The organism is Tepidibacter thalassicus DSM 15285, assembly GCF_900129915.1.
Classification (GTDB): Bacteria; Bacillota; Clostridia; order Peptostreptococcales; family Peptostreptococcaceae; genus Tepidibacter; species Tepidibacter thalassicus.
Genome location: NZ_FQXH01000005.1, coordinates 215,468 through 238,682 on the forward strand (window position 1 = coordinate 215,468; position 23,215 = coordinate 238,682).

The window sequence follows — 23,215 nt, forward strand, 5'->3', positions numbered from 1 at the left end:
AAGGTGAAAAAATGACTATAGTTATATCGCTTGTAGTATTTGGAATTCTTGTTTTATTTCATGAATTTGGTCATTTTATAGTTGCTAAAAAAGCAGGAGTAAAAATACATGAATTTGCAATAGGTATGGGACCAAAAATATATGGATTTAAAGGCAGAGAAACAGAATATACAATAAGAGCTTTACCTCTTGGAGGGTATGTTAGAATGGAAGGAGAAGATGAAGAATCAAATGACCCTAGAAGTTTTAATAACAAAAGCATATTACAAAAAATAAGTATATTGTTTGCAGGTCCTTTTATGAATTTTGTGCTTGCTATATTATTGTTTGTAGGTATGTTTATGTATCAAGGAATTCCAAGTACAACTATAAAAAATACTATAGAAAATTTTCCGGCTCAGGAAATTGGAATTAAATCTGGAGATAAAATAATTAAAATTGATGATATTAAAACTAATACTTGGGATGATATAGTGAAAGTTATAAATTCTTCTGATAGTAAAAGTGTAAATATACAAGTTTTGAGGGATGGAAAAATATTTAATTACAATGTTGTTCCTGAAAAAAAAGACGGGAGAATGATGATAGGAATACAGCCTAAATATGAGAAAAATATAATTTTATCGTTAAAATATGCTGTAGATCAAACTGTGTTCCTTTCAAATCAAATAATTATTTTTTTAGGAAAAGCTATAACAGGGAATATATCTTTTGAACAGGTAACTGGACCTGTGGGAATAATAAGTGTAGTTGGTCAGGCAGCTGAATCTGGAATAGTACATTTAATATTTTTAGCTGCTGCAATTAGTATAAATTTGGGACTTTTTAATTTACTTCCTATACCGGCACTTGATGGAGGTAGAATTATATTTTTAATAATAGAGTTAATAAGAGGTAAAAAAATTGATCCAGAAAAAGAAGGAAAAATACATTTAATAGGATTTGTAGCGTTGATGATTTTGATGATATTTATTACTTATAAGGATATTACTAGAATAATAAAGTAGAAGGTGGTTTTTTTGAGGAAATTAACTAAAGAGGTTAGATGTGGAAATATTAAAATTGGAGGAAATAATCCTATAACTGTTCAGTCTATGACTAACACAGATACAAGAGATGTGAATTCTACTGTGAATCAAATAAAAAGGTTAGAAGAAGTAGGGTGTGATATTGTTAGAGTTGCAGTTCCAGATATGGAAGCTGCAATTAAGCTTTCAGATATAAAGAGCAAAATAAATATTCCTTTAATAGCTGATATACATTTTGATTATAGATTAGCAATTGAATCTATAAAACAAGGAGTAGATGGACTTAGAATTAATCCTGGAAATATTGGAGATTTAGAAAAAGTAAAAAAAATAGTAAAAAAAGCAAAGGAAAGAAATATAAAAATACGAATAGGAGTGAATGGTGGATCACTTGAGAAAGATCTTCTTGAAAAATATAAAAAGGTGACTCCTGAAGCTTTAGTGGAAAGTGCAATGAGACATGTGAATGTTTTAGAAAATATGGATTTTGATAATATAGTAATTTCTTTAAAATCTAGTGATATACATATTACAATAAAAGCGTATGAGCTTATGTCTAAAAAGGTGAATTATCCGCTTCATATAGGTATAACTGAATCTGGAAGTATAAAAAGAGGTACTATAAAATCTTCTATAGGAATAGGATATTTACTTTTAAAAGGAATAGGAGATACTATTAGAGTTTCATTAACAGGAGATCCTGAGGAAGAAATATTTGTGGGAAAAGAAATATTAAAGTCTTTAGGTTTGATTAAAGAAGGAGTGAAGATAATATCTTGTCCTACATGTGGTAGATGTAATATAGATTTAATAGATATAGTTTCTAATGTAGAAGAGAAAACACAAAATTTGAACAAAAATATTACAGTTGCTATAATGGGGTGTGCTGTAAATGGACCAGGAGAAGCAAAAGAAGCTGATATAGGAATTGCTGGTGGAAAAGGTGAGGGACTTTTATTTAAAAAAGGTCAAATTGTAAGAAAAATAAAAAGTGAATATTTGGTAGATAAGTTAATTGATGAAATAAAAAAATTCTAGACTTTTTAGTCTAGAATTTTTATGTTAATGTAGATATATATTAAAGCTTTCTGGGAGGAAGTTATGAAAAATATAAAGGAATATTTAGTAAGAGTAGGATTGGATAATATAAAATTAGATTCTACATTAAAAAATGTATTTATAAAAAAAGTATTGTACTTTAAAGAAGATAAAATTGTTTATATGTTTTTAGAAGCAAAAAAGATATTAAAAGTTAATGTGTTGAAAAAATTAGAATCAGAAATAAAAAGTAAATTAAATTATTTTAATGATATAAGGATAAAAGTAAGGTATATAGATTTAGATATGAATAATATAAATGATGTTTTATGTTCTTATTGGAATAATATATTTTTTGTAATTAAGTCGTTGGTACCTTCTATTAATTGTATATGTGATGAAATAAAATGGAAATATAGAGATAATTTATTTGAAATAAACATAAGTGATGAAATTTTATATAAAAGGTTGTTGTTAAAAAATGCTTCATATTCTATAAAAAATATTATTAATGAAGAATTGGGATTAGATTTAAATGTTAATTTTATTTTAGAATCTAAAAAGACTTTAAATTTAAAAGAGTATATATCTAAAAAAGAGGAAGAAACAAATGAAATTTTAAATAAAAAAATAATATCTATAAAGGAAGCGATAGAAGAAAAAAACGAGAAAGAAATTAATAATAAAATTGAAAAACAAGAAACTGATTTGATATATGGGAAAGACAATATAGATCCTGTAGAAATGATTAAAAACGTTACCCCAGAAACAGGTAGAGTTTCTGTAAGAGGGGAAGTATTTGATATAGAGACTAGGGAATTAAAAGGTGGAAGAATTCTTCTTATAATTTCTATTACTGATTATACAAGTTCTATAAAATGTAAATTGTTTTTAAGAGAAAACAATAGGGATGATGTTGTAAATAATATAAAAAAAGGTTCTTATTTAAAAATAAGAGGAAATGCTTTGTTTGATAATTATTCACAAGAACTTATTATAAATATTTCTGATATACAAAGGTCTAAAAAGAAAGAAAAAATAGATAATAGTGAAGAAAAAAGAGTAGAGCTTCATCTTCATACTCAAATGTCTGCCATGGATGCTGTTACTTCTGCTTCAAAATTAATTGAAAGAGCAGCGAAATGGGGACATAAAGCTATTGCTATAACTGATCATGGAGTAGTTCAAGCATTTCCTGAAGCTATGAATGCGGCAAAAAAATATGGAATAAAAGTTATTTATGGTGTAGAGGGGTATTTGGTAAATGATACAAATCCAGTAATAAAAAATCCTAATAATTTACCTCTTAGTCAAAGTTTTATAGTATTTGATATAGAAACTACGGGATTTTCTAATAAAAATGATAGAATTACAGAAATAGGAGCAGTAAAAATAAAAAATTTTGAAATAGTTGATAGGTTTAGTGTTTTGGTTAATCCTCAAAGAGAAATTCCTTATAAAGTTCAAGAACTTACTGGTATAACTAATGATATGGTAAAAAATGAACCTGTTATTGAAGAAATAATGCCTAAATTTTTAGAATTTATAGGAGATAGTGTTTTAGTTGCTCATAATGCAGATTTTGATATGGGATTTATAAAAGAAAATTGTAATAGGTTGTCTCTTGAATTTAATAACAGATCTATAGATACAATAGCACTTGCTAAAGAATTGCTTCCAAGTTTGAAAAAATATAAATTAAATATAGTTGCAAAAGAATTAAATATAAAATTAGAAAATCATCATAGAGCAGTAGATGATGCAGAAGCAACAGCTCATATATTTATTAAATTTTTAAACATGTTAAAAGAAAGAGGAGTGAATAATTTAAATGAAGTTAATGAATTATTTACTAAATTAGATTATAAAAAGATAAGGACAAATCATATAACTATACTTGTTAAAAATTATATTGGACTTAAAAATTTATATAAAATAATATCAGAGTCTCATATTAATTATTTTTATAAAAATCCAAGAATACCAAAAAGCATATTATCTAAATATAGAGAAGGACTTTTGATTGGTTCTGCTTGTGAAAATGGAGAGGTATATCAATGTGTATTAAAAAACAAAAGTGAAGATGATATAAAAACGGTTATAAGTTTTTATGATTATTTAGAAATTATGCCTCTTGACAACAATAAGTTTATGATAGAAAAAGGAATAGTAAAAGATTATGAAGAATTAAAAGAAATTAATAAGAAAATTGTAGAATTAGGAAAAAAATACAATAAAATTGTGGTTGCAACAGGAGATGTGCACTTTTTAGATCCTCATGATGAAATATTTAGAAAAATATTAAAACACTCTCAAGGGTTTGATAGTGCAAATGAAGAAGTTCCTTTATATTTTAGAACTACAGATGAAATGCTTGAAGAGTTTAGTTATTTAGGTGATGATTTAGCTAAAGAAGTTGTTATAACAAATACAAATAAAATAGCTGACGATGTAGAAGTTATAAAACCAATTCCAGATGAAACATGTCCTCCTATAATAGAAGGTTCTGAAGAAAGTTTAAGAAAGATGTGCTATGAAAAAGCACATAGAATATATGGAGATCCACTTCCAGATGTAGTTAGGGATAGACTTGAAAGAGAATTAAATTCCATTATAAATAATGGATATGCGGTTATGTATATAATTTCTCAAAAGTTAGTTACAAAATCTTTAGCCGATGGTTATTTAGTAGGGTCTAGGGGTTCGGTTGGATCGTCATTTGCAGCTACCATGAGTGATATAACCGAAGTTAATCCTCTTCCTGCTCATTATAGATGTGAAAAATGTCTTTATTCTGAGTTTTTTGAAACTGGAAGTTATACATCAGGTGCAGATTTACCAGATAAAGATTGTCCTAATTGTAATATTCCTCTTATAAAAGATGGACATGATATACCTTTTGAAGTATTTTTAGGTTTTGAAGGAGATAAAGAACCTGATATAGATCTTAATTTTGCAGGAGAATATCAATCGAATGCTCATAAGTATACAGAAGTTTTATTTGGGGAAGGATATGTTTATAGAGCGGGAACTATTGGTACTATAGCAGAAAAAACAGCTTATGGATTTGTAAAAAAATATGTAGAAGAAAATGGGATTACTACGACATCAGCAGAAATTAATAGGTTGTCTAGTGGGTGTACAGGAGTAAAAAGAACATCAGGTCAGCATCCGGGAGGAGTTATGGTAGTTCCACATTATAAAGAAATATATGATTTTACGCCAATACAATATCCTGCTAATGATTCTTCATCTGGTGTTATTACGACTCATTTTGATTATCATTCTATAAGTGGAAGAATACTTAAACTTGATATATTAGGACACGATGTACCTACTATAATAAGAATGCTTGAAGATATAACGGGAATTGATGCTACTAAAATACCTTTGGATGATAAAAAAACAATGTCTATATTTACATCTACTGAAGCTTTAGGAGTAACTCCTGAAGATATTAATTGTCCTATAGGAAGTCTTGGGATACCTGAGTTTGGAACAAAGTTTGTAAGGCAAATGCTTATAGATACAAAGCCCTCAACATTTGGAGAACTTGTTAGAATATCAGGACTTTCTCATGGTACAGATGTTTGGCTTAACAATGCTCAGGATTTAGTAAGAGATGGAGTAGTTACTCTTAAGGATGTTATATCTACAAGAGATGATATTATGAATTACTTAATATTTAAAGGATTAAAACCAAAACTTTCATTTCAAATTATGGAAAGGGTTAGAAAAGGCAAGGGTTTAACTCCTGAAGATGAAGAAGAAATGAGAAAAAATAATGTACCTCAGTGGTATATAGATTCTTGTAATAAGATAAAATATATGTTTCCAAAAGCTCATGCTGTTGCATATGTTATGATGTCGTTTAGAATAGCTTATTGTAAAGTTTATTATCCTGCTGCGTTTTATGCAACGTATTTTACAACTAAAGCTGAAGATTTTGATGCTGAATTAGTTGTAAAAGGTAAAGATGCAGTAATTGATAAAATAAAAGAAATAGAGAAATTAGGTAATGGCGCTACTGCGAAAGAAAAAAATATGTTAACTGTGCTTGAAGTTGTTGTAGAAATGTTTGCGAGAAACATTGAAATTTTAAGAGTTGATTTGTATAAATCGGATACAAAAAAATTTAAAATAATAGATGGAAAGTTATTACCTCCTTTAATAGCGCTTCAAGGAGTAGGAGCTAATGCTGCAGTAAATATAGTAAATGAAAGGGATAAAGGTGAATTTTTATCTATAGAAGATTTAAGAATTAGAACTAAAATTTCTAAAACTGTTATAGAGACTTTAAAAAAACATGGTTGTCTTAAAAATATGCCTGATACAAATCAATTATCATTATTGTGATAAGTTGCACAAAAAAACATTATATGGTATACTAGTATAGAAAAATATATGTTTTGTGAAAATATAGAGTGGGTAGATTCCCACTCTTTCTTTTATAAAAAACATTACAATTGAATAAAGGAGGTTTGCAAATGAGAAAAAATATAGAAAAATTAGTAGAAGATATAGTACTTCCAATACTTGACAGAGAAAATTTTGAATTAGTTGATATAGAATATGTTCAAGAAGCAGGGCATAAATATCTAAGAGTATATATAGATAAAGAGGGAGGAATATCTTTAAAAGATTGTCAAATTGTAAGTGAAGAATTAAGTAAATTGTTGGATGAATTAGATCCAATAAAAGAAAATTATTTTTTAGAAGTATCATCACCTGGACTTGATAGACCATTAAAAAAAGATAAAGATTTTGAAAGATATAAAGGGAGAGATGTTGAACTTAAATTATACAAGTCTTTAGATGGTAAAAAACAATTTGAAGGAGAGCTTTTAGGATTATTTGATGGAGTAATTAAAATAAAATTTGGTGAAAAAATACTTGAATTTAATAAAAAAGATGTATCTATAATTAGATTATCTATAAAGATTTAATAAGGAGGAAAAGAAATGAATATAGAATTTATAGAAGCTTTGGAGCAATTAGAAAAAGAAAAGGGAATTTCTAAGGACATATTAATAGACACAATTGAAGCGGCATTAGTTTCAGCATACAAAAGAAATTTTGGATCGTCTCAAAATGTCAGGATTGAGATTGATAGAGAAAATGGAGATGTAAAAGTATATTCTCAAAAAAAAGTAGTAGAAGAAGTTGATAATGATTTTTTAGAAATATCATTAGAAGAGGCAAGAGAGTTTAATGTAAACTATGAAGTTGGAGATGTAGTAGAATTTGAAGTAACTCCTAAAAATTTTGGAAGAATAGCGGCTCAAACTGCTAAGCAAGTTGTAGTTCAAAGAATTAGAGAAGCAGAAAGAGAAGTGATATATGAAGAATTTGTAAATAGAGAAAGTGAAATAATAACAGGAATAGTAGCTAGAATAAGCAAAGGAATAGTTTATGTATCACTTGGAAGAATAGAAGGAGTGTTAAATCAGACTGAGCAGATTCCAGGTGAAACATATGAAATAGGACAAAGAATAAAATCATATATATTAGAAGTAAAAAAGACAACAAAAGGGCCACAAATACTTTTATCTAGAAGTCATCCAGGTTTAGTTAAGAGATTATTTGAGCTTGAAGTTCCTGAAATATATGATGGAGTTGTTCAAATAAAATCAATAGCTAGAGAAGCAGGTTCAAGAACTAAAATAGCAGTACATTCAGTTGATAGTAATGTAGATCCTATAGGTGCTTGTGTTGGACCTAAGGGAAGTAGAGTTAAAAATATAGTTGATGAACTTAAAGAAGAGAAAATAGATATAATTAAATACAGTCAAGATCCAGCTGAATTTATTTCGAGCTCATTAAGTCCATCTAAAGTAATATCTGTAGAAGTAAATGAAGATGAAAAAAGTGCAAAAGTTATAGTTCCAGACTATCAACTTTCTTTAGCTATAGGTAAAGAAGGACAAAATGCTAGATTAGCAGCAAAGCTTACAAATTGGAAGATTGATATAAAAAGTGAAAGTCAAGCTAAACAAGATTAATTATAAAGGAGGCGATATTCTTGAAACAAAAGAAAATACCTCAACGTAAATGTATAGCTTGTCAAAATAGAGATGCTAAAAGAGATTTAATAAGAATAGTTAAAAATAAAGAAGGAGAAATATTTGTAGATCCTACAGGGAAAGCTAATGGTAGAGGAGCTTATATTTGCAATAGTGCAGAATGTTTAGAAAAGGCTATAAAAAGTAAAGCGTTAAATAGAGCTTTTAAATTGGAAATTCCACAACAAGTATATGAAAAACTAACGGAGGAAATGAAAAAATATGAAAAATAAAATACTTTCCTTGTTAGGACTTGCTTTAAAGAGTAAAAATTTAGTATCAGGAGATGATACAACTTTAAGAGAATTAAAAAAAAATAAAATTGAATTGATAATTATTGCTCAAGATGCATCTGATAATACGAAAAAGCTTTTTGTAGATAAATCTAAGTTTAGAAATATAGATTATGTTGTATTTTCGACTAAGGAAGAATTAGGAAAAAGTATAGGAAAAAATAGCAGAGCTATTATAGGAATAAAAGATAAAAACTTTGCAAATAAAATAAAAGAATTAATAGGGGGTGAAGCTTTTGTCAAAGACAAGAGTTTATAAATTAGCACAAGAAATTGGAATTTCAAGTAAAGAACTTATGGAAAAGTTAGAAGAATTAGATATTCATGTAGCAAATCATATGAGTACATTAGATGAAGAAGAAGCAGAACTTATAATAGAGCTTTTAAAAGATGAAAAAGTTGATGATTTAAATGATAAAAAAGGTGAATTAGCAGTTGAAGAAGATGATGATAATATTCCTAAAATTGAAATAGGAAGTAAAATATCAGTTCAAAATTTAGCTCAATTAATGGATAAAACCCCTTCTGAAGTTATCACTAAACTTATAAAATTAGGTATAATGGCGACGATAAATCAAGAAATAGATTACGATGTTGCAGAACTTGTAGCTTTAGATTTTGGATTTAAGACTATAAAAGAAGAGGTAAAGGATGAAACTGAAGAACTTATAAAAATAGAAGAGGATAAACCTGAAGATTTAAAACCAAGACCACCAATAGTAACTGTTATGGGACACGTTGATCATGGTAAAACATCTTTACTTGATGCTATAAGACATAGTAATGTTACGGCTAAAGAAGCAGGAGGAATAACTCAACATATAGGAGCTTCAGAAGTTGATGTAGATGGTAAAAAAATAGTATTTTTAGATACACCGGGTCATGAAGCTTTTACTGCAATGAGAGCAAGAGGTGCTCAAGTAACAGATATTGCTATACTTGTAGTAGCAGCTGATGATGGAATAATGCCTCAAACGATAGAAGCAATTAATCACTCAAAAGCAGCAGGTGTTCCAATAATAGTAGCTATAAATAAAATAGATAAGCCAGATGCAAATCCAGATAGAGTAAAGCAAGAATTAGCAGAACAAGGACTTTTAGTAGAAGATTGGGGTGGAGATGTAATATCTGTTCCTGTTTCAGCTCTTAAAAAACAAAATATAGATACTTTACTTGAGATGATATTACTTGTAGCGGAAATGGAAGAACTTAAAGCAAATCCTGATAAAAAAGCAGTAGGAACAGTTATAGAAGCTCAATTAGATAAAGGAAGAGGTCCGGTTGCTACTGTACTTGTTCAAAACGGGACATTAAGAGTAGGAGATGCTATTGTTGCTGGAAGTGTTTGTGGAAAAGTAAGAGCTATGATAAATGATAAAGGGAAGAGAATAAAAGAAGCAGGACCTTCTATTCCAGTTGAAATTTTAGGTCTTTCTGAAGTTCCTCAACCAGGAGATCAATTTGTAGTAGTTGGAAGTGATAAAATAGCTAGAAGTATTTCAGAGAAAAGAAAGGAAAAATTAAGAGAAGAACAATTAAAAGCTACTCAAAAGGTTTCTCTTGACGATTTGTTTAAACAGATGGAACAAGGTGAAATAAAAGAACTTAATATAATAGTAAAGGCTGATGTTCAAGGTTCAGTTCAGGCCGTTAAACAATCTTTAGAAAAATTAAGTAATGAAGAAGTTTCTGTAAAAGTAATACATGGTGGAGTAGGAGCTATAACTGAATCTGATGTAATGCTTGCAAGTGCTTCTAATGCAATTATAATAGGGTTTAATGTAAGACCAGTTGCTGGAGCATCATCGCTTGCTGAAACTGAAAAAGTTGATATGAGAACGTATAGAATTATATATAATGCTATAGAAGATATACAAGCTGCTATGAAAGGTATGCTTGATCCAGAATTTGTTGAAGAAGAGTTAGGAAAAGCGGAAGTTAGAGCTACATTTAAAGTTTCTGGAGTTGGAACTATAGCAGGATGTTATGTAATTAATGGTAAAATAACTAGAAATGCAAAAATAAGATTAGTTAGAGATGGTATAGTGATACATGAAGGAGAACTTTCGTCATTGAAGAGATTTAAAGATGATGTAAGAGAAGTGGCTTCAGGTTATGAGTGTGGTATAGGAATTGAAAAATATAATGATGTTAAAGAAGGCGATATTATAGAAGCTTATATAGTTAAAGAAAAGGAAAGATAATATATAGAAGGGTTGTAGATACTATGTCATCATATCCTAGAACAAAGAGAATTGGTGAGGAAATAAAAAAAGTAATAAGTAGATTGTTGTTAGAAGGAATTAAAGACCCAAGGGTATCTTCTTTGGTTAGTGTGACGGATGTAGATGTTACTTCAGATTTAAAATATGCTTATGTATATGTAAGTGTACTTTCAGGTGATAAAGAAAGTACTTTAGAAGGGCTTAAAAGTGCTAGTGGGTTTATTAGAAGAGAAGTTGGGAAAAGTGTAAAATTAAGATATACTCCAGAAATTATATTTAAATTAGATGAATCTATAGAAAAAGGGTTATATATGTCTAATTTAATAAAAAATTTAAACATTAAAAAAGAAGATGATGAAAATGAATAATATAATTGAAGCTATAATGGGAAGTGATAATTTTATTATCACTTCCCATTATAGCCCAGATGGAGATAATTTGGGCTCGTCTATAGGGCTTTATTACGCACTTAAAAAGCTTAATAAAAATGTGTTTTTTGTATTGGACGATGTATTGCCTATTAATTTAAAATTTTTGTATGAGGATATAAAAGTTTATAAATCAGAAGAGGTAAAAGTAAAAGATTATAATTTAATATCTCTTGATTGTGGAGATAAAGATAGATTATGTTGTAGTGAGTATTTAAAAGAAAATTATAAAATGCTTATAAATATAGATCATCATAAAAGCAATGATAATTATGGAGATCTAAATTATGTCGACCCTACAGCTTCATCAACTTGTGAAATTATATATGATTTGTTAATGCGTATAGATAATAAAATAATCGATAAAAAAATAGGCAATTGTCTTTATACAGGGCTTATAACAGATACAGGAAATTTTATGTATTCAAATACTAATCCAAGTAGTTTTATAATGGCTTCTAATTTATTAAAACTTGATATAGATAAACAGGGTATAATAAAAAATATATATCAAAATAATCCTTTAAATTATGTAAAAATACTTGGAGATGCATTAAATACATTAGAAGTTATAAATGGAAAAATTGCAACTATTGATTTAACTTATGAAATGTTTAAAAAGAACAACATAAGTTTTAATAATGTTGATGGAGTTGTAAATTATGCAAGAGATATACAAGGTATTGAAGTTGGAATATTATTTAAACAAAAAGATTTAAATGTAGTGAAAGTAAGTTTTAGATCTAAGTCGTATGTAGATGTAAATAAGATAGCTCAGAAATTTGGAGGAGGAGGCCATATGATGGCTTCTGGATGTACAATAGAAGATTCTTTAGAAAATGTAAAAAAAGCGATAATAAAAGAAGTATTAAATTATATTTAAGAGAGTGGTTATATGAATGGAATATTTAATATATTAAAGCCAACTGGAATGACATCGCATGATGTAGTTTCTAAAATAAGAAAAATTACTAAAATAAAAAAAGTGGGACATACTGGCACTTTAGACCCTAATGCTGCAGGAGTACTTCCTGTATGTATAGGAAAGGCAACAAAAATATCAGATTTTATATTAAATAAAGAAAAAACTTATATAGCAGAATTGACTTTAGGAATTCAAACAGATACTTACGATTCTTTTGGTAATGTAATATGTAAAAAAGATGTAAAATGTATAAATGAAAAAGAATTATATGAAGTGTTTGAAATGTTTAAAGGAGAAATATCTCAAACTCCTCCTATTTATTCTGCTATAAAGGTAAATGGAAAAAAGCTTTATGAACTTGCTCGAGCTGGACAAACTGATGTAAATATAAAATCTAGAAATGTGTTTATTAGGGATATAAAAATAAAAAATATAAGTGAGAATAAAGTATTGTTTGAGGTAACTTGTTCTAAGGGAACTTATATAAGAACTCTTTGTAAGGACATAGGCGATAAATTAGGTACTGGAGCGTATATGTCTTTTTTACTTAGAACTTTATCAGGAAATTTTGATATAAAAAATTCTGTTACATTAGAAGAAATTGAAGAAGCTTTAAAAAATAATGACCTGCAGAAATATTTATTTGATATAGATTATCCATTAGAAAATTATAAAAGTATAAAAATAAAGGAAAGTGCTTTTAAAGCTTTTTCTAATGGGAATATAGTATATGAAAAAGGATTAATATTGTCTAATAATTATAAAAATAAAGAATTAGTTAAAGTTTATTTAAATAATAAGTTTTGTGGTATTGGAAAAATAATAATTATAAATGAAACTATATCTTTAAAAAGTTACAAATTGTTTTTATAAATATTGGAGATGTTTGGGATGAAGATAGTCAATAATTTAAATGAAATAAATTTAAAAAATGATACAGTTGTAACTATTGGGAATTTTGATGGAGTTCATATAGGACATCAAAATATAATAGATAAAACTAAGTTGATAGCTAAAGAAAAGAATTTGAAAAGTGTGCTTTTTACTTTTTCTAATCATCCTATAAACTTTTTTACTGATAATAGTTTGAAAAATTTAATGACAGTTGAAGATAAATATAATTTCATAAAGAATATGGGAATAGATATAGTTTTATTAATACCATTTAATGAATCTATTATAAAATTAACTCCTGATGAATATGTAAAGGAAATACTTATAAAAAGATTGAAAGCGAAAGAATTAGTTGTAGGTCATGATTTTAAATTTGGAAAAAATAGAGGTGGAGATATTAATTTTTTAAAAAAAATTGGACAAATATACAATTTCAATGTAAATGTTGTTCGCCCTGTAAAAATTGAAAATATTAGAGTGAGCAGTACTTTTATTAGAACATTATTAGAAAAAGGAAATGTGGGAAAAGTTAAAAAATTTTTAGGAAGATATTATAATATTAATGGAGTAGTTATACATGGGAAAAAGTTAGGAAGAAAATTGGGATTTCCTACTATTAATTTGAAATTAAATGAAAATATTTTAATTCCTAAAACTGGTGTTTATTATACAAAAGTTAAAATAAAAGATAATTTTTATGATGGAGCAACCAATATAGGATATAGTCCTACAATAAAAAATAAAAATTTTTCTATTGAAACTCATATTATAAATTATAATGGAGATTTATATAAAAAAAAAGTATCTGTTTATTTTATAGAGAGAATTAGAGATGAACAGAAATTTCTTTCTTTAGAAGAACTGAAAAATCAAATGAAAAATGACATAGAGTGGATAAAAAGAAAAAAATATATTTACTTATAGGGAAAATTATGCTACAATAGATTTTGTTGTCAACCATTGCTCAGCATTAGATTCACCGACTAATGCTTGGCAATAGGAGATAAAAAAATGTGGAGGTGTTAAGCATGTTAGATGCTAATAAAAAACAACAAATAATTGATACTTATAAAACTCATGAAGGAGATACTGGTTCTCCAGAGGTTCAAGTAGCTTTGCTTACTGCAAGAATAAATGAGTTAAATGAACACTTAAAGATTCATAAAAAAGATCATCATTCAAGAAGAGGTCTTTTAAAGATGGTTGGTAGAAGAAGAAGCCTACTTAATTACTTAAAAGAGAAAGATTTAGAAAGATATAAAACTTTAATTGAAAAATTAGGATTAAGAAAATAGTAAAGGGCAGGATTTTACCTGCTCTTTTTTCTAATACAACAAATTATAATTTATTTGTATTAGGGAATAATGTTTATATAAATTATATAAAGTTATTTACTTAAATTAAATTTTGTAGTATCTTTTACCTATGAGAGGAGGTAAATTATGTATAAAAATTTTGAAATGGATTTAGCTGGTAGAAAGCTTTCGGTAGAAATTGGAAAAGTTTGTGAAATGTCAAATGGTAGTTGTATGATAAAATATGGAGATAGTGTAGTTCTTGTAAATGCTTGTGCTTCATCTGAGCCAAGGGAAGGAATAGATTTTTTTCCTTTAAGTGTTGATTATGAAGAAAGACTTTATTCAGTTGGTAAAATACCTGGAGGATTTATAAAAAGAGAAGGAAAACCGTCAGAAAAAGCTATTTTGACTTCAAGGTTAATAGATAGACCTATAAGACCTTTATTTCCAAAAGGATATAGAAATGATGTACAAGTTGTAGCAACTGTTATGTCTGTAGATCCAAATTGTAGTACTGATATAGTAGCTATGATAGGTTCATCAGTGGCACTTTCAATATCTGATATTCCATTCAATGGACCTACAGGGTCTGTTTGCATAGGATTAATAGATGGAAAATTTATTGTAAATCCTACAGCTGAAGAAAAAGAAAAAAGTGATTTAAATTTAATTGTTTCTGGAACTAAAGATGCTATCATGATGGTTGAAGCAGGTGCAAATGAAGTTTCAGAAGAAGTAATGTTAGATGCAATTATGTTTGCGCATGAAGAAATTAAAAAAATAGTTGAATTTATAGAGGAGATTGTAGAAGAATTAGGTAAAGAAAAGCAAGATGTGGTTTTATATAAACCAGCTGAAGAAATAGAAAAAGAGGTCAGAGAATTTGCCACTGAAAAGATGAAAAAAGCTATAAAAACAGTTGAAAAGCTTGAAAGAACTGAAAATATGGAAAAAGTTAAAGAAGAAACTATTTCTTATTTTGAGGAAAAATATCCAGAAAATATAAAAGACGTGGAAGAAGTTTTACATAGTATAGTTAAAGAAGAAGTAAGAAGTATGATTATAAATGAAGAAGTAAGACCAGATAATAGAAAATTAGATGAAATAAGACCTATTTGGTCTGAAGTTGGAATTCTTCCAAGAGCTCATGGTTCAGGGCTTTTTACAAGAGGACAAACTCAAGTTTTAACTGTAACAACTCTTGGAGCTTTAGGTGATGTACAAGTTTTAGATGGTCTTGAGGATGAAGAATATAAAAGATATATGCATCATTATAATTTTCCACCATATAGTGTTGGTGAAGTTAGACCTTTAAGAGGACCTGGTAGAAGAGAAATAGGACATGGAGCACTTGCGGAAAGGGCACTTGAACCTATGATTCCAAGTAAAGAAGAATTTCCATATACAATTAGACTTGTATCAGAAGTTTTAAGTTCTAATGGTTCAACATCTCAAGCTAGTGTTTGTGGAAGTACTTTATCGCTTCTTGATGCGGGAGTACCTATAAAAGATATGGTAGCAGGAATTGCCATGGGACTTATAAAAGAAAATGATAAAGTTGCTATTCTTTCGGATATCCAGGGTATGGAAGATTTTTTAGGAGATATGGATTTTAAAGTAGCAGGTACTGAAAAAGGAATAACAGCTATTCAAATGGATATAAAAATAGCAGGTATAGATAAGGATATACTTAAAAGAGCATTGGCTCAAGCGAGAGAAGGTAGAATTCATATATTAAATGAAATGAAAAAGACGATAGATAAACCTAGGGAAGAAATTTCACCTTATGCTCCAAGAATTATAAAATTAAATGTAGATCCAGATAAGGTTAGGGATATAATAGGGCCAGGCGGAAAGACAATAACAAAAATAATAGAAGAAACTGGTGTAAAAATAGATATAGAAAAGAATGGAGAAATATTTATAGTATCTTCTGATAATGATATGCGAATTAAAGCGAAAGACATGATAATTGCTATAGTTAAAGAACCTGAAGAAGGAGAAATATATAAAGGAAAAGTTACTAGAATAATGAATTTTGGTGCTTTTGTTGAAATACTTCCAGGTAAAGAAGGGTTAATTCATATTTCAAATATAGCTCATGAAAGAGTAGAAAAAGTTGAAGATGTATTAAAAGTAGGAGATGAAGTTGAAGTAAAAGTAACAGAAATAGATAAACAAGGGAGAATAAATCTTTCAAGAAAAGCTTTAATTGAAAAAAAAGAAACTGATAAAACTGATAAAAAAGAATAAGCACAAAGGAGTGCTTATTTTTTTTGCATAAATTTATAATTTTTTTAATAAATATATATTGGAAAAACACATAAGGGAGATGAAGTTATGGTATTAATTTTTAATAAAAAAAAACTATTAACATTAGTTGTTTTATTGTTGTTAGTGGGAATTGGATTTAATTTAAAATATTTTTCGGTAAAATCTTTTAATAATATTGAAGAACCTTTTTATAGAGGTAATAAGGAAAATTCAAATTATGTAGCTATAACGTGTAATGTAGATTGGGGAAATGAATATATAGATCAAATGCTTAAAATATTAGATGAAAAGAATGTAAAGATAACTTTTATGGTAACTGGTAGGTGGGCTGAAAAATATCCTGATATTCTCTTGAAAATAAAAAAAGAAGGACATGAAATAGGAAATCATGGATATAAACATATTGACTATAGTAAGTTAAATTATAATTTGAATTATAGAGAAATAAAAAAGTCAAAAGAGATAATAGAAACTATCATTAAAGAAAAAACAGTATTTTTTGAACCGCCATCAGGGTATTATAATAAAGATACTGTGAAAGCAGCTAAAGATTTTGGATATATACCTATAAAATGGAGTATAGATACTATAGATTGGAAATATAAAAATAATTATAGTGAAATAATAAAAAAAATTAAATCAAGTAAAATAGAAGATGGAAGTATAATTTTAATACATCCAACAAATGGAACTATTCAATCTTTAGAATCAATAATAAATATAGTTAGAGAAAATGGATATGAAGTAGGAAAACTCAGTGATATTTTTGAAGTTGAATAAAAATACAATGTAAACTATAATTAAATATGTAAAGTTTAGGTCAATAGGGAGGAACAAATGTGTATAAGAAGTACATTCTAGATAATGGATTGGTTATAGTAGGGGAAGAAATACCTTATGCAAATTCAGTGAGTTTTGGATTATGGGTAAATGTAGGAACAAGATATGAAGAAAAAAATATAAATGGAATGTCTCATTTTATAGAACATATGGTTTTTAAAGGAACTAAAAATAGATCATCAAAAAAAATAGCTCAAGATATAGATAATTTAGGAGGACAAATAAATGCATTTACCAGCAAAGAAGTTACTTGTTTTTATGTTAAAATGTTAGATGAGCATATTTATACGGGAATTGATGTAATATGTGACATGGTTTTAAATCCACTTTTTTTGGAGGAAGATATAATTAAAGAAAAATCAGTAGTACTTGAAGAAATTAAAATGTATGATGATTCTCCTGAAGATTTAGCTCATGATTTATTGTTTGAATTGATTTATAAAGGTAAAGGATTGGGGATGAATATATTAGGAACAGAAGATTCTTTAAGTAATATAAATAGAGAGTCTATTTTAAATTTTTTTAATAAATATTATGTACCTAGAAATTGTGTAATATCTATTTGTGGTAATTTTAATTTTGAAAATATGGTTAGTTTTTTAAGCGAAAAATTTAAGAAATGGAATAATAATAATTTTAATAAAATAACTATTGATAAATGTGAATTTAATAGTGGGATTGTCAGGAAAAATAAAGAGATAGAGCAAGTAAATATGTGTATTGGATTAAAAAGCATAGAAGTTGAAAGTGACGATGTATATGCACTATCTGTTGTTAATAATATATTTGGAGGAAGTATGAGTTCAAGACTTTTTCAAAATATTAGAGAGCAAAAGGGTAAAGTTTATTCTATATATTCTTATCCTACTTTACATAAAAAATCAGGAGTTTTAAATGTATTTGCAAGTATGAGCAAAAAGAATTTAAAGCAAGTATATAATTTGATTATTGATGAGATTAATCTTTTAAAAAGAAATTATTTAACAATAGATGAAATACAAAAAGCTAAAGAACAATTAAAGGGAAATTATATATTGGGACTTGAAAGTATTGGAAGTAAAATGATGTCAATAGGAAAGTCGCAACTTTTGCTTAATAAAATACATACTTCAAAAGATATAATAAGTAATATAAATAGTATTACTGTTGATGATATTGTAAATGTTATAGATAAAACTTTTGATATAGATAGTATTGCTGTTTGTATAGTTGGTAAGGATATTCAAAATATAAATATATAGGGGGATTAATATGAAATTATCTTCTATTGCTGGAAAAGAAATTGTCAATTTGACTACTGGAGAAAGATTAGGAATTATAGCAGAATCTGATTTAGTTGTAGACGAAACTACAGGTAAAATAATTTCTCTTGTTATTCCTAGAGACAGGAGTTTTTTTTCTTTTAGGCGAGATAAGTCTGTTTTGGAGGTACCTTGGAAAAATGTGAAAAAAATAGGTAATGATATGATAATAATTGAATATGAAGGAAATATCTAACTGTGGAGGGCATAAATATGAATATATTAGTTCAAAAATTTGGAGGAACATCAGTAGAATCTTATGAAAAAATGATTAAAGTATCTAGAATAATAAAGGAATATAAAGATAATGGATATGATTTAGTTGTTGTAGTTTCAGCCATGGGAAGAAAGGGAGCACCATATGCAACGGATACATTAATACAATTATGTAGACAAGTGAATGAAGATGTATCTTTAAGAGAACTCGATCTTATAATGTCTTGTGGAGAAATAATATCAGGAAGTATACTGGTTAATGTTTTGAAAAATATTGGAATAGATTCTGTGTTACTTACAGGAGCTCAAGCTGGAATAATAACTAATGGAAAGTATGGAGATTCTACAGTTATAGATGTAGATGTTACTAGAATATATGATGAGCTATCTAGGGGTAGAGTAGTTGTTGTAACTGGTTTTCAAGGAATAACAAAAGATGGAGAGATTACAACTTTAGGAAGAGGGGGAAGTGATACATCAGCTGTTATAATAGGAAAAGGATTGGGAGCAAAATTTGTTGAAATATATACTGATGTAGATGGAATAATGACAGCCGATCCTAAAATAGAGCCTAATGCTAAAATTATTAAAAATATAGATTATGATGAAGTATTTCAAATGGCAGAAAAGGGAGCAAAAGTAATTCATCCTAGAGCAGTGGAAATAGCAAAAAATGGAAATATTGTGTTGAGGATAAAAAATACATTAGGTTCAAAAGAAGGAACAAATATATGTTCATATAATGTTACTAATATAGATTCTTATAAAATTAATGATAAAAACTTAATAACAGCTATAGCGCATAAAAATGATATAGTTCAAGTTATGATAAAGAATTGTAAAGATGATATGTTTACTGATATATTAAATGAAATAGAGAAGAATGATATAAGTATAGATATGATTAATTTTTTTGTAGGAGAAAAGGTATTTACAATAGATGCTAATAAACTTAAAGTGCTTAAGAGTATACTTGAATCTTATAATGTAGATTATGATGTAGTAGCAAACTGTTCAAAAGTTACTTTAATAGGTTCGAGAATAAATGGAATACCTGGGGTTATGGCAAAAATAGTGAAAGCTTTATCTAAAAAAGGTATAAAAATACTTCAAACATCAGATTCTCATATGACTATATCTTGTTTAATAAATGAAAAAGATTTAAAAGATGCTGTTAATGCTCTTCATGAAGAGTTTGGTTTGTTTGAAAAATAAGCTACTTAGAAATAGTAGCTTATTTTTTTGTCTTAAATTTTATACTATTGGGTAAAATAAATTTATGAATTAAAATTTTATAAGTAGGAGTGTTGTTATGGATAAAAAGAAAAGTGAAGGTAAGAAAAAAGATAAAGATATGGTAGAAGATATTAAACAGTTAGGTGTTCCTAATTTGTCTTTAGAGAATAAAGAAATTCAATGTATAACTATTATAGGAGAAATAGAAGGACATATGGTATCTGCTCCACAAAAAAAAGCTACTAAGTATGAACATATAATACCCCAATTATATGCAATAGAAGAAAATCCTAATATAAAAGGTGTATTAATAATACTAAATACAGTAGGAGGGGATGTAGAAGCTGGACTTGCAATATCTGAACTTATAAATAGCTTATCAAAACATACTGTTACATTAGTTTTAGGAGGAAGTCATAGCATAGGTGTGCCTTTAGCTACTTCAGGAGATTATTCATTTATAGCACCAACTGCCACTATGACAATTCATCCAATAAGAATGAGTGGACTTGTAATAGGTGTAAGTGAAACTTTTGAGTATTTTAGAAAAATGCAAGAAAGAATAATAAGCTTTATAACTAGAACATCTAAAATTGATAGAAATACTTTATATAAACTTATGAATTCTAAAGACGAGCTTGTAAATGATGTTGGAAGTGTACTTATAGGAGAAGAAGCTGTGAAATATGGTTTAATAAATGAAGTGGGAGGATTAAAAGAAGCTTTAGGACATATTAAAAAATTAATTTCTAATGAAAAGTTGCAGGAAAATTCCCAGAAAAATAAATAATATGTTATAATTAAACAATAAAAGTGTTAATGTCTTAGACATTAGCACTTTTATTAATGTAATAATATATTGTATTCATGTAAATAATGGAAGATAGTTTATTATTTAAAGAGGTGATTTTTTTGAAAAAAAGAAAAAATAAAAAGGGAAAGAAGTATCAAATTAAGTTAGATAACAAATTTAAGCAGGAATTAAATTCTTTAAGTTTAATATTTTTAGGATTGTTTCTTTCTTATAGTTTAAAAACTGATTCTATGGGGAAAATAGGTCATTTTATTAAAGTTATGTTTTTGGGTTTTTTTTCAAAATTATCTATAGTTATTCCATATGTAATAATGTGTTTAGGAATTATATATTTAATTGATAATGAAAAACTTAAAAAATTTAAAAATTATAAGTTATATTATCTTATTATATTTATTGTAATGTTAATTTATGGATTAATGAAAAAGGATTTTATACCTATAGACAGTCCTTTTTTACCAGAAAATTTAAAGGTTATTTTTTCTATATCAATTGAGGGAAATGGAAGTGGAATATTTAGTACTATAATAGCTTATTATTTTATAAAATTATTTGGAGTAAAAGGATCTTACATAGTTGGCATTTTTTGTTTAACAACTATTATTTTATTTAATTTTAATATATCCATAAAAGAAATTATAAATAATATAAAAAATTTATTAGTAGATAATTTTGTTGTTTTTAAGAATTTTGTTATAAATTTTGTAGTTGTTGAAGAAAAAACAACTAAAAAAATAAAAAAGAAAAATATAAAAAAAGAAGAACATATGCTACAGGATGAAGTTGAGGAAGATAAGCCTATAAAAATAGTAGAGTTTAATAATAAGGATGAAAATACAAAGCAACATAGTATTGAAGTTAAAAATAATGCAAATGTAAAAAGTGAAGAAGATGTAAAAATAGTTGCAAATTTTGAAAGTGAAAAGTTTTTAGATTATAAAAAACCTAGTACAGATTTGTTGTTTGAGTCAAATAATACAGTTGACTTGAAAGATAAAAAACAAATATTGAAAAATGCAAAGCTTTTAGAAAGAACATTAAAGGATTTTGGAGTTGAAGCTCAAATAAATCAAGTTACTAAAGGGCCTACTATAACAAGATATGAAATTCAACCTAAAGCAGGTGTTAAAGTTAGTAAAATAGTAGGGCTTGTAGATGATATAGCTTTAAGTTTAGCGGCAAAAAGTATAAGAATTGAAGCTCCTATACCAGGAAAATCTGCAATTGGAATTGAAGTTCCGAATGATGAAGTTCAACTTGTTACATTGAGGGAAGTTATAGAATCAGATGAGTTTTTAAATAATGATTCAAAACTTTCGTTTGCACTTGGCAAGGATATATCAGGTATGTCTGTAGTTACGGATATAGCTAAAATGCCACATTTGCTTATAGCGGGTGCTACAGGTTCTGGTAAAAGTGTTTGTGTAAATACTTTGATAAACAGTATATTGTATAAAGCAAATCCTGATGAAGTTAAATTTTTGATGATAGATCCAAAGGTTGTTGAACTTACTAATTATAATGGAATTCCACATCTTTTAATACCGGTAGTTACTGATCCTAAAAAAGCTGCTTATGCTTTAAATTGGGCTGTTACTGAAATGAATAGGAGATATAAGTTGTTTGCGGAAAACTCAGTAAGAGATATAAATAGTTATAATGCAAAAGCAGAAGAAAAGCTTTCTAAAATTGTAATTATAATAGATGAGCTTGCTGATTTGATGATGGTAAGTCCTAATGAAGTGGAAGATGCTATATGTAGATTAGCTCAAATGGCAAGGGCTGCTGGAATGCATCTTATAGTTGCAACACAAAGACCTTCTGTTGATGTTATAACAGGAGTTATTAAAGCTAATATTCCTTCCAGAATTGCTTTTGCGGTATCATCTCAAGCAGATTCTAGAACTATACTTGATATGGGGGGAGCAGAGAAGTTACTTGGTAAAGGAGATATGTTGTTTTATCCTGTTGGGGCTCCTAAACCTGTAAGACTTCAAGGTGCTTTTATTTCTGATAAGGAGGTAGAAGGTGTTGTTAATTTTGTTAAAAGTCAAGTAGAAGAAGTAAATTATACTGAAGATATATTAGAAAATATAAATAAAGGGATTAATTTGGATTCATCAGATGAAGATGATCTGTTAAGTGAAGCTATAGAATTAGTTGTGAATGCAGGTCAAGCTTCTGCTTCTATGCTTCAAAGAAAGTTTAGAATAGGTTATAATAGAGCAGCAAGACTTATCGATCAAATGGAAGAAAGAGGGTTAATAGGACCTAGTGAAGGAAGTAAGCCTAGAAAAGTTTTGATAACTAAAGAAGAATATGAAAGTACGGTAGGTGAGTGAT

General features: G+C 27.6%; 20 protein-coding genes. All 20 read left to right on the forward strand.

The features are described 5' to 3' along the window. Positions 1 to 11: 11 nt before the first annotated feature. Positions 12 to 1,007: an RIP metalloprotease RseP gene (rseP, locus tag BUA19_RS01165; protein WP_072723041.1), complete on the forward strand. Its 996-nt coding sequence runs from the start codon at positions 12 to 14 to the stop codon at positions 1,005 to 1,007. A gap of 3 nt (positions 1,008 to 1,010) precedes the next feature. Then, complete coding sequence (gene ispG / locus BUA19_RS01170) at positions 1,011 to 2,066, forward strand: flavodoxin-dependent (E)-4-hydroxy-3-methylbut-2-enyl-diphosphate synthase (RefSeq protein ID WP_072723042.1); 1,056 nt, start codon at positions 1,011 to 1,013, stop codon at positions 2,064 to 2,066. 63 nt (positions 2,067 to 2,129) lie between these two features. Then, positions 2,130 to 6,422 (forward strand): PolC-type DNA polymerase III, encoded by a 4,293-nt coding sequence (locus BUA19_RS01175; protein WP_072723043.1) that lies wholly within the window; start codon positions 2,130 to 2,132, stop codon positions 6,420 to 6,422. Positions 6,423 to 6,553: 131 nt separating this feature from the next. Beyond that, entirely contained in the window at positions 6,554 to 7,012 is a 459-nt protein-coding gene (locus tag BUA19_RS01180) for a ribosome maturation factor RimP (protein WP_072723044.1), read from the forward strand. A 15-nt stretch (positions 7,013 to 7,027) separates the two neighbouring features. After that, a complete protein-coding gene (gene nusA, locus BUA19_RS01185) occupies positions 7,028 to 8,068 on the forward strand; it encodes a transcription termination factor NusA (RefSeq protein WP_072723045.1) in 1,041 nt (346 codons plus the stop codon). Between the two features lie 20 nt (positions 8,069 to 8,088). Then, positions 8,089 to 8,361 carry an RNase P modulator RnpM gene (gene rnpM / locus BUA19_RS01190; RefSeq protein ID WP_072723046.1) on the forward strand — a complete coding sequence of 91 codons (273 nt, stop codon included), beginning with the start codon at positions 8,089 to 8,091 and terminating at the stop codon, positions 8,359 to 8,361. Next, positions 8,351 to 8,680 (forward strand): L7Ae/L30e/S12e/Gadd45 family ribosomal protein, encoded by a 330-nt coding sequence (locus tag BUA19_RS01195; protein WP_072723047.1) that lies wholly within the window; start codon positions 8,351 to 8,353, stop codon positions 8,678 to 8,680. The genes rnpM and BUA19_RS01195 overlap by 11 nt, the downstream gene beginning before the upstream one ends. Next, positions 8,658 to 10,625, forward strand: coding sequence for a translation initiation factor IF-2 (infB, locus tag BUA19_RS01200; protein WP_072723048.1), 1,968 nt, complete (start codon positions 8,658 to 8,660; stop codon positions 10,623 to 10,625). Before BUA19_RS01195 ends, infB begins: the two co-directional genes overlap by 23 nt. A gap of 23 nt (positions 10,626 to 10,648) precedes the next feature. Further along, positions 10,649 to 11,014, forward strand: a complete 366-nt coding sequence (gene rbfA, locus BUA19_RS01205; protein WP_072723049.1) for a 30S ribosome-binding factor RbfA — start codon at positions 10,649 to 10,651, stop codon at positions 11,012 to 11,014. After that, positions 11,007 to 11,957 (forward strand): DHH family phosphoesterase, encoded by a 951-nt coding sequence (locus BUA19_RS01210; RefSeq protein ID WP_330388974.1) that lies wholly within the window; start codon positions 11,007 to 11,009, stop codon positions 11,955 to 11,957. The genes rbfA and BUA19_RS01210 overlap by 8 nt, the downstream gene beginning before the upstream one ends. Positions 11,958 to 11,969: 12 nt before the next feature. After that, positions 11,970 to 12,872: a tRNA pseudouridine(55) synthase TruB gene (gene truB / locus BUA19_RS01215; protein WP_072723051.1), complete on the forward strand. Its 903-nt coding sequence runs from the start codon at positions 11,970 to 11,972 to the stop codon at positions 12,870 to 12,872. A gap of 18 nt (positions 12,873 to 12,890) precedes the next feature. Next, positions 12,891 to 13,817: a bifunctional riboflavin kinase/FAD synthetase gene (locus BUA19_RS01220; protein ID WP_072723052.1), complete on the forward strand. Its 927-nt coding sequence runs from the start codon at positions 12,891 to 12,893 to the stop codon at positions 13,815 to 13,817. A 104-nt stretch (positions 13,818 to 13,921) separates the two neighbouring features. Then, complete coding sequence (gene rpsO, locus BUA19_RS01225) at positions 13,922 to 14,188, forward strand: 30S ribosomal protein S15 (RefSeq protein ID WP_072723053.1); 267 nt, start codon at positions 13,922 to 13,924, stop codon at positions 14,186 to 14,188. A 147-nt stretch (positions 14,189 to 14,335) separates the two neighbouring features. Beyond that, complete coding sequence (gene pnp, locus BUA19_RS01230; RefSeq protein WP_072723054.1) at positions 14,336 to 16,444, forward strand: polyribonucleotide nucleotidyltransferase; 2,109 nt, start codon at positions 14,336 to 14,338, stop codon at positions 16,442 to 16,444. A gap of 87 nt (positions 16,445 to 16,531) precedes the next feature. Further along, complete coding sequence (locus BUA19_RS01235) at positions 16,532 to 17,245, forward strand: polysaccharide deacetylase family protein (protein WP_072723055.1); 714 nt, start codon at positions 16,532 to 16,534, stop codon at positions 17,243 to 17,245. A gap of 59 nt (positions 17,246 to 17,304) precedes the next feature. Next, entirely contained in the window at positions 17,305 to 18,546 is a 1,242-nt protein-coding gene (locus tag BUA19_RS01240; RefSeq protein ID WP_072723056.1) for a M16 family metallopeptidase, read from the forward strand. A 10-nt stretch (positions 18,547 to 18,556) separates the two neighbouring features. Continuing rightward, on the forward strand, positions 18,557 to 18,802 hold the full coding sequence (locus BUA19_RS01245; RefSeq protein WP_072723057.1) for a YlmC/YmxH family sporulation protein: 246 nt from the start codon (positions 18,557 to 18,559) through the stop codon (positions 18,800 to 18,802). Between the two features lie 17 nt (positions 18,803 to 18,819). After that, positions 18,820 to 20,037 carry an aspartate kinase gene (gene dapG / locus BUA19_RS01250; RefSeq protein WP_072723058.1) on the forward strand — a complete coding sequence of 406 codons (1,218 nt, stop codon included), beginning with the start codon at positions 18,820 to 18,822 and terminating at the stop codon, positions 20,035 to 20,037. 97 nt (positions 20,038 to 20,134) lie between these two features. Further along, positions 20,135 to 20,848, forward strand: coding sequence for a ClpP family protease (locus tag BUA19_RS01255; RefSeq protein ID WP_072723059.1), 714 nt, complete (start codon positions 20,135 to 20,137; stop codon positions 20,846 to 20,848). A gap of 122 nt (positions 20,849 to 20,970) precedes the next feature. Beyond that, positions 20,971 to 23,214, forward strand: a complete 2,244-nt coding sequence (locus BUA19_RS01260; protein ID WP_330388975.1) for a DNA translocase FtsK — start codon at positions 20,971 to 20,973, stop codon at positions 23,212 to 23,214. The last annotated feature ends 1 nt before the right edge of the window (position 23,215 follow it).

What these genes read in the sequence shown, in the direction of transcription:
- rseP (WP_072723041.1), top strand. Translation starts at nt 12, where the DNA reads ATGACTATAGTTATATCGCTTGTAGTATTTGGAATTCTTGTTTTATTT.
- BUA19_RS01175 (WP_072723043.1), top strand. Translation starts at nt 2,130, where the DNA reads ATGAAAAATATAAAGGAATATTTAGTAAGAGTAGGATTGGATAATATA.
- BUA19_RS01180 (WP_072723044.1), top strand. Translation starts at nt 6,554, where the DNA reads ATGAGAAAAAATATAGAAAAATTAGTAGAAGATATAGTACTTCCAATA.
- nusA (WP_072723045.1), top strand. Translation starts at nt 7,028, where the DNA reads ATGAATATAGAATTTATAGAAGCTTTGGAGCAATTAGAAAAAGAAAAG.
- BUA19_RS01195 (WP_072723047.1), top strand. Translation starts at nt 8,351, where the DNA reads ATGAAAAATAAAATACTTTCCTTGTTAGGACTTGCTTTAAAGAGTAAA.
- rbfA (WP_072723049.1), top strand. Translation starts at nt 10,649, where the DNA reads ATGTCATCATATCCTAGAACAAAGAGAATTGGTGAGGAAATAAAAAAA.
- BUA19_RS01210 (WP_330388974.1), top strand. Translation starts at nt 11,007, where the DNA reads ATGAATAATATAATTGAAGCTATAATGGGAAGTGATAATTTTATTATC.
- truB (WP_072723051.1), top strand. Translation starts at nt 11,970, where the DNA reads ATGAATGGAATATTTAATATATTAAAGCCAACTGGAATGACATCGCAT.
- BUA19_RS01220 (WP_072723052.1), top strand. Translation starts at nt 12,891, where the DNA reads ATGAAGATAGTCAATAATTTAAATGAAATAAATTTAAAAAATGATACA.
- rpsO (WP_072723053.1), top strand. Translation starts at nt 13,922, where the DNA reads ATGTTAGATGCTAATAAAAAACAACAAATAATTGATACTTATAAAACT.
- pnp (WP_072723054.1), top strand. Translation starts at nt 14,336, where the DNA reads ATGTATAAAAATTTTGAAATGGATTTAGCTGGTAGAAAGCTTTCGGTA.
- BUA19_RS01235 (WP_072723055.1), top strand. Translation starts at nt 16,532, where the DNA reads ATGGTATTAATTTTTAATAAAAAAAAACTATTAACATTAGTTGTTTTA.
- BUA19_RS01245 (WP_072723057.1), top strand. Translation starts at nt 18,557, where the DNA reads ATGAAATTATCTTCTATTGCTGGAAAAGAAATTGTCAATTTGACTACT.
- dapG (WP_072723058.1), top strand. Translation starts at nt 18,820, where the DNA reads ATGAATATATTAGTTCAAAAATTTGGAGGAACATCAGTAGAATCTTAT.
- BUA19_RS01255 (WP_072723059.1), top strand. Translation starts at nt 20,135, where the DNA reads ATGGATAAAAAGAAAAGTGAAGGTAAGAAAAAAGATAAAGATATGGTA.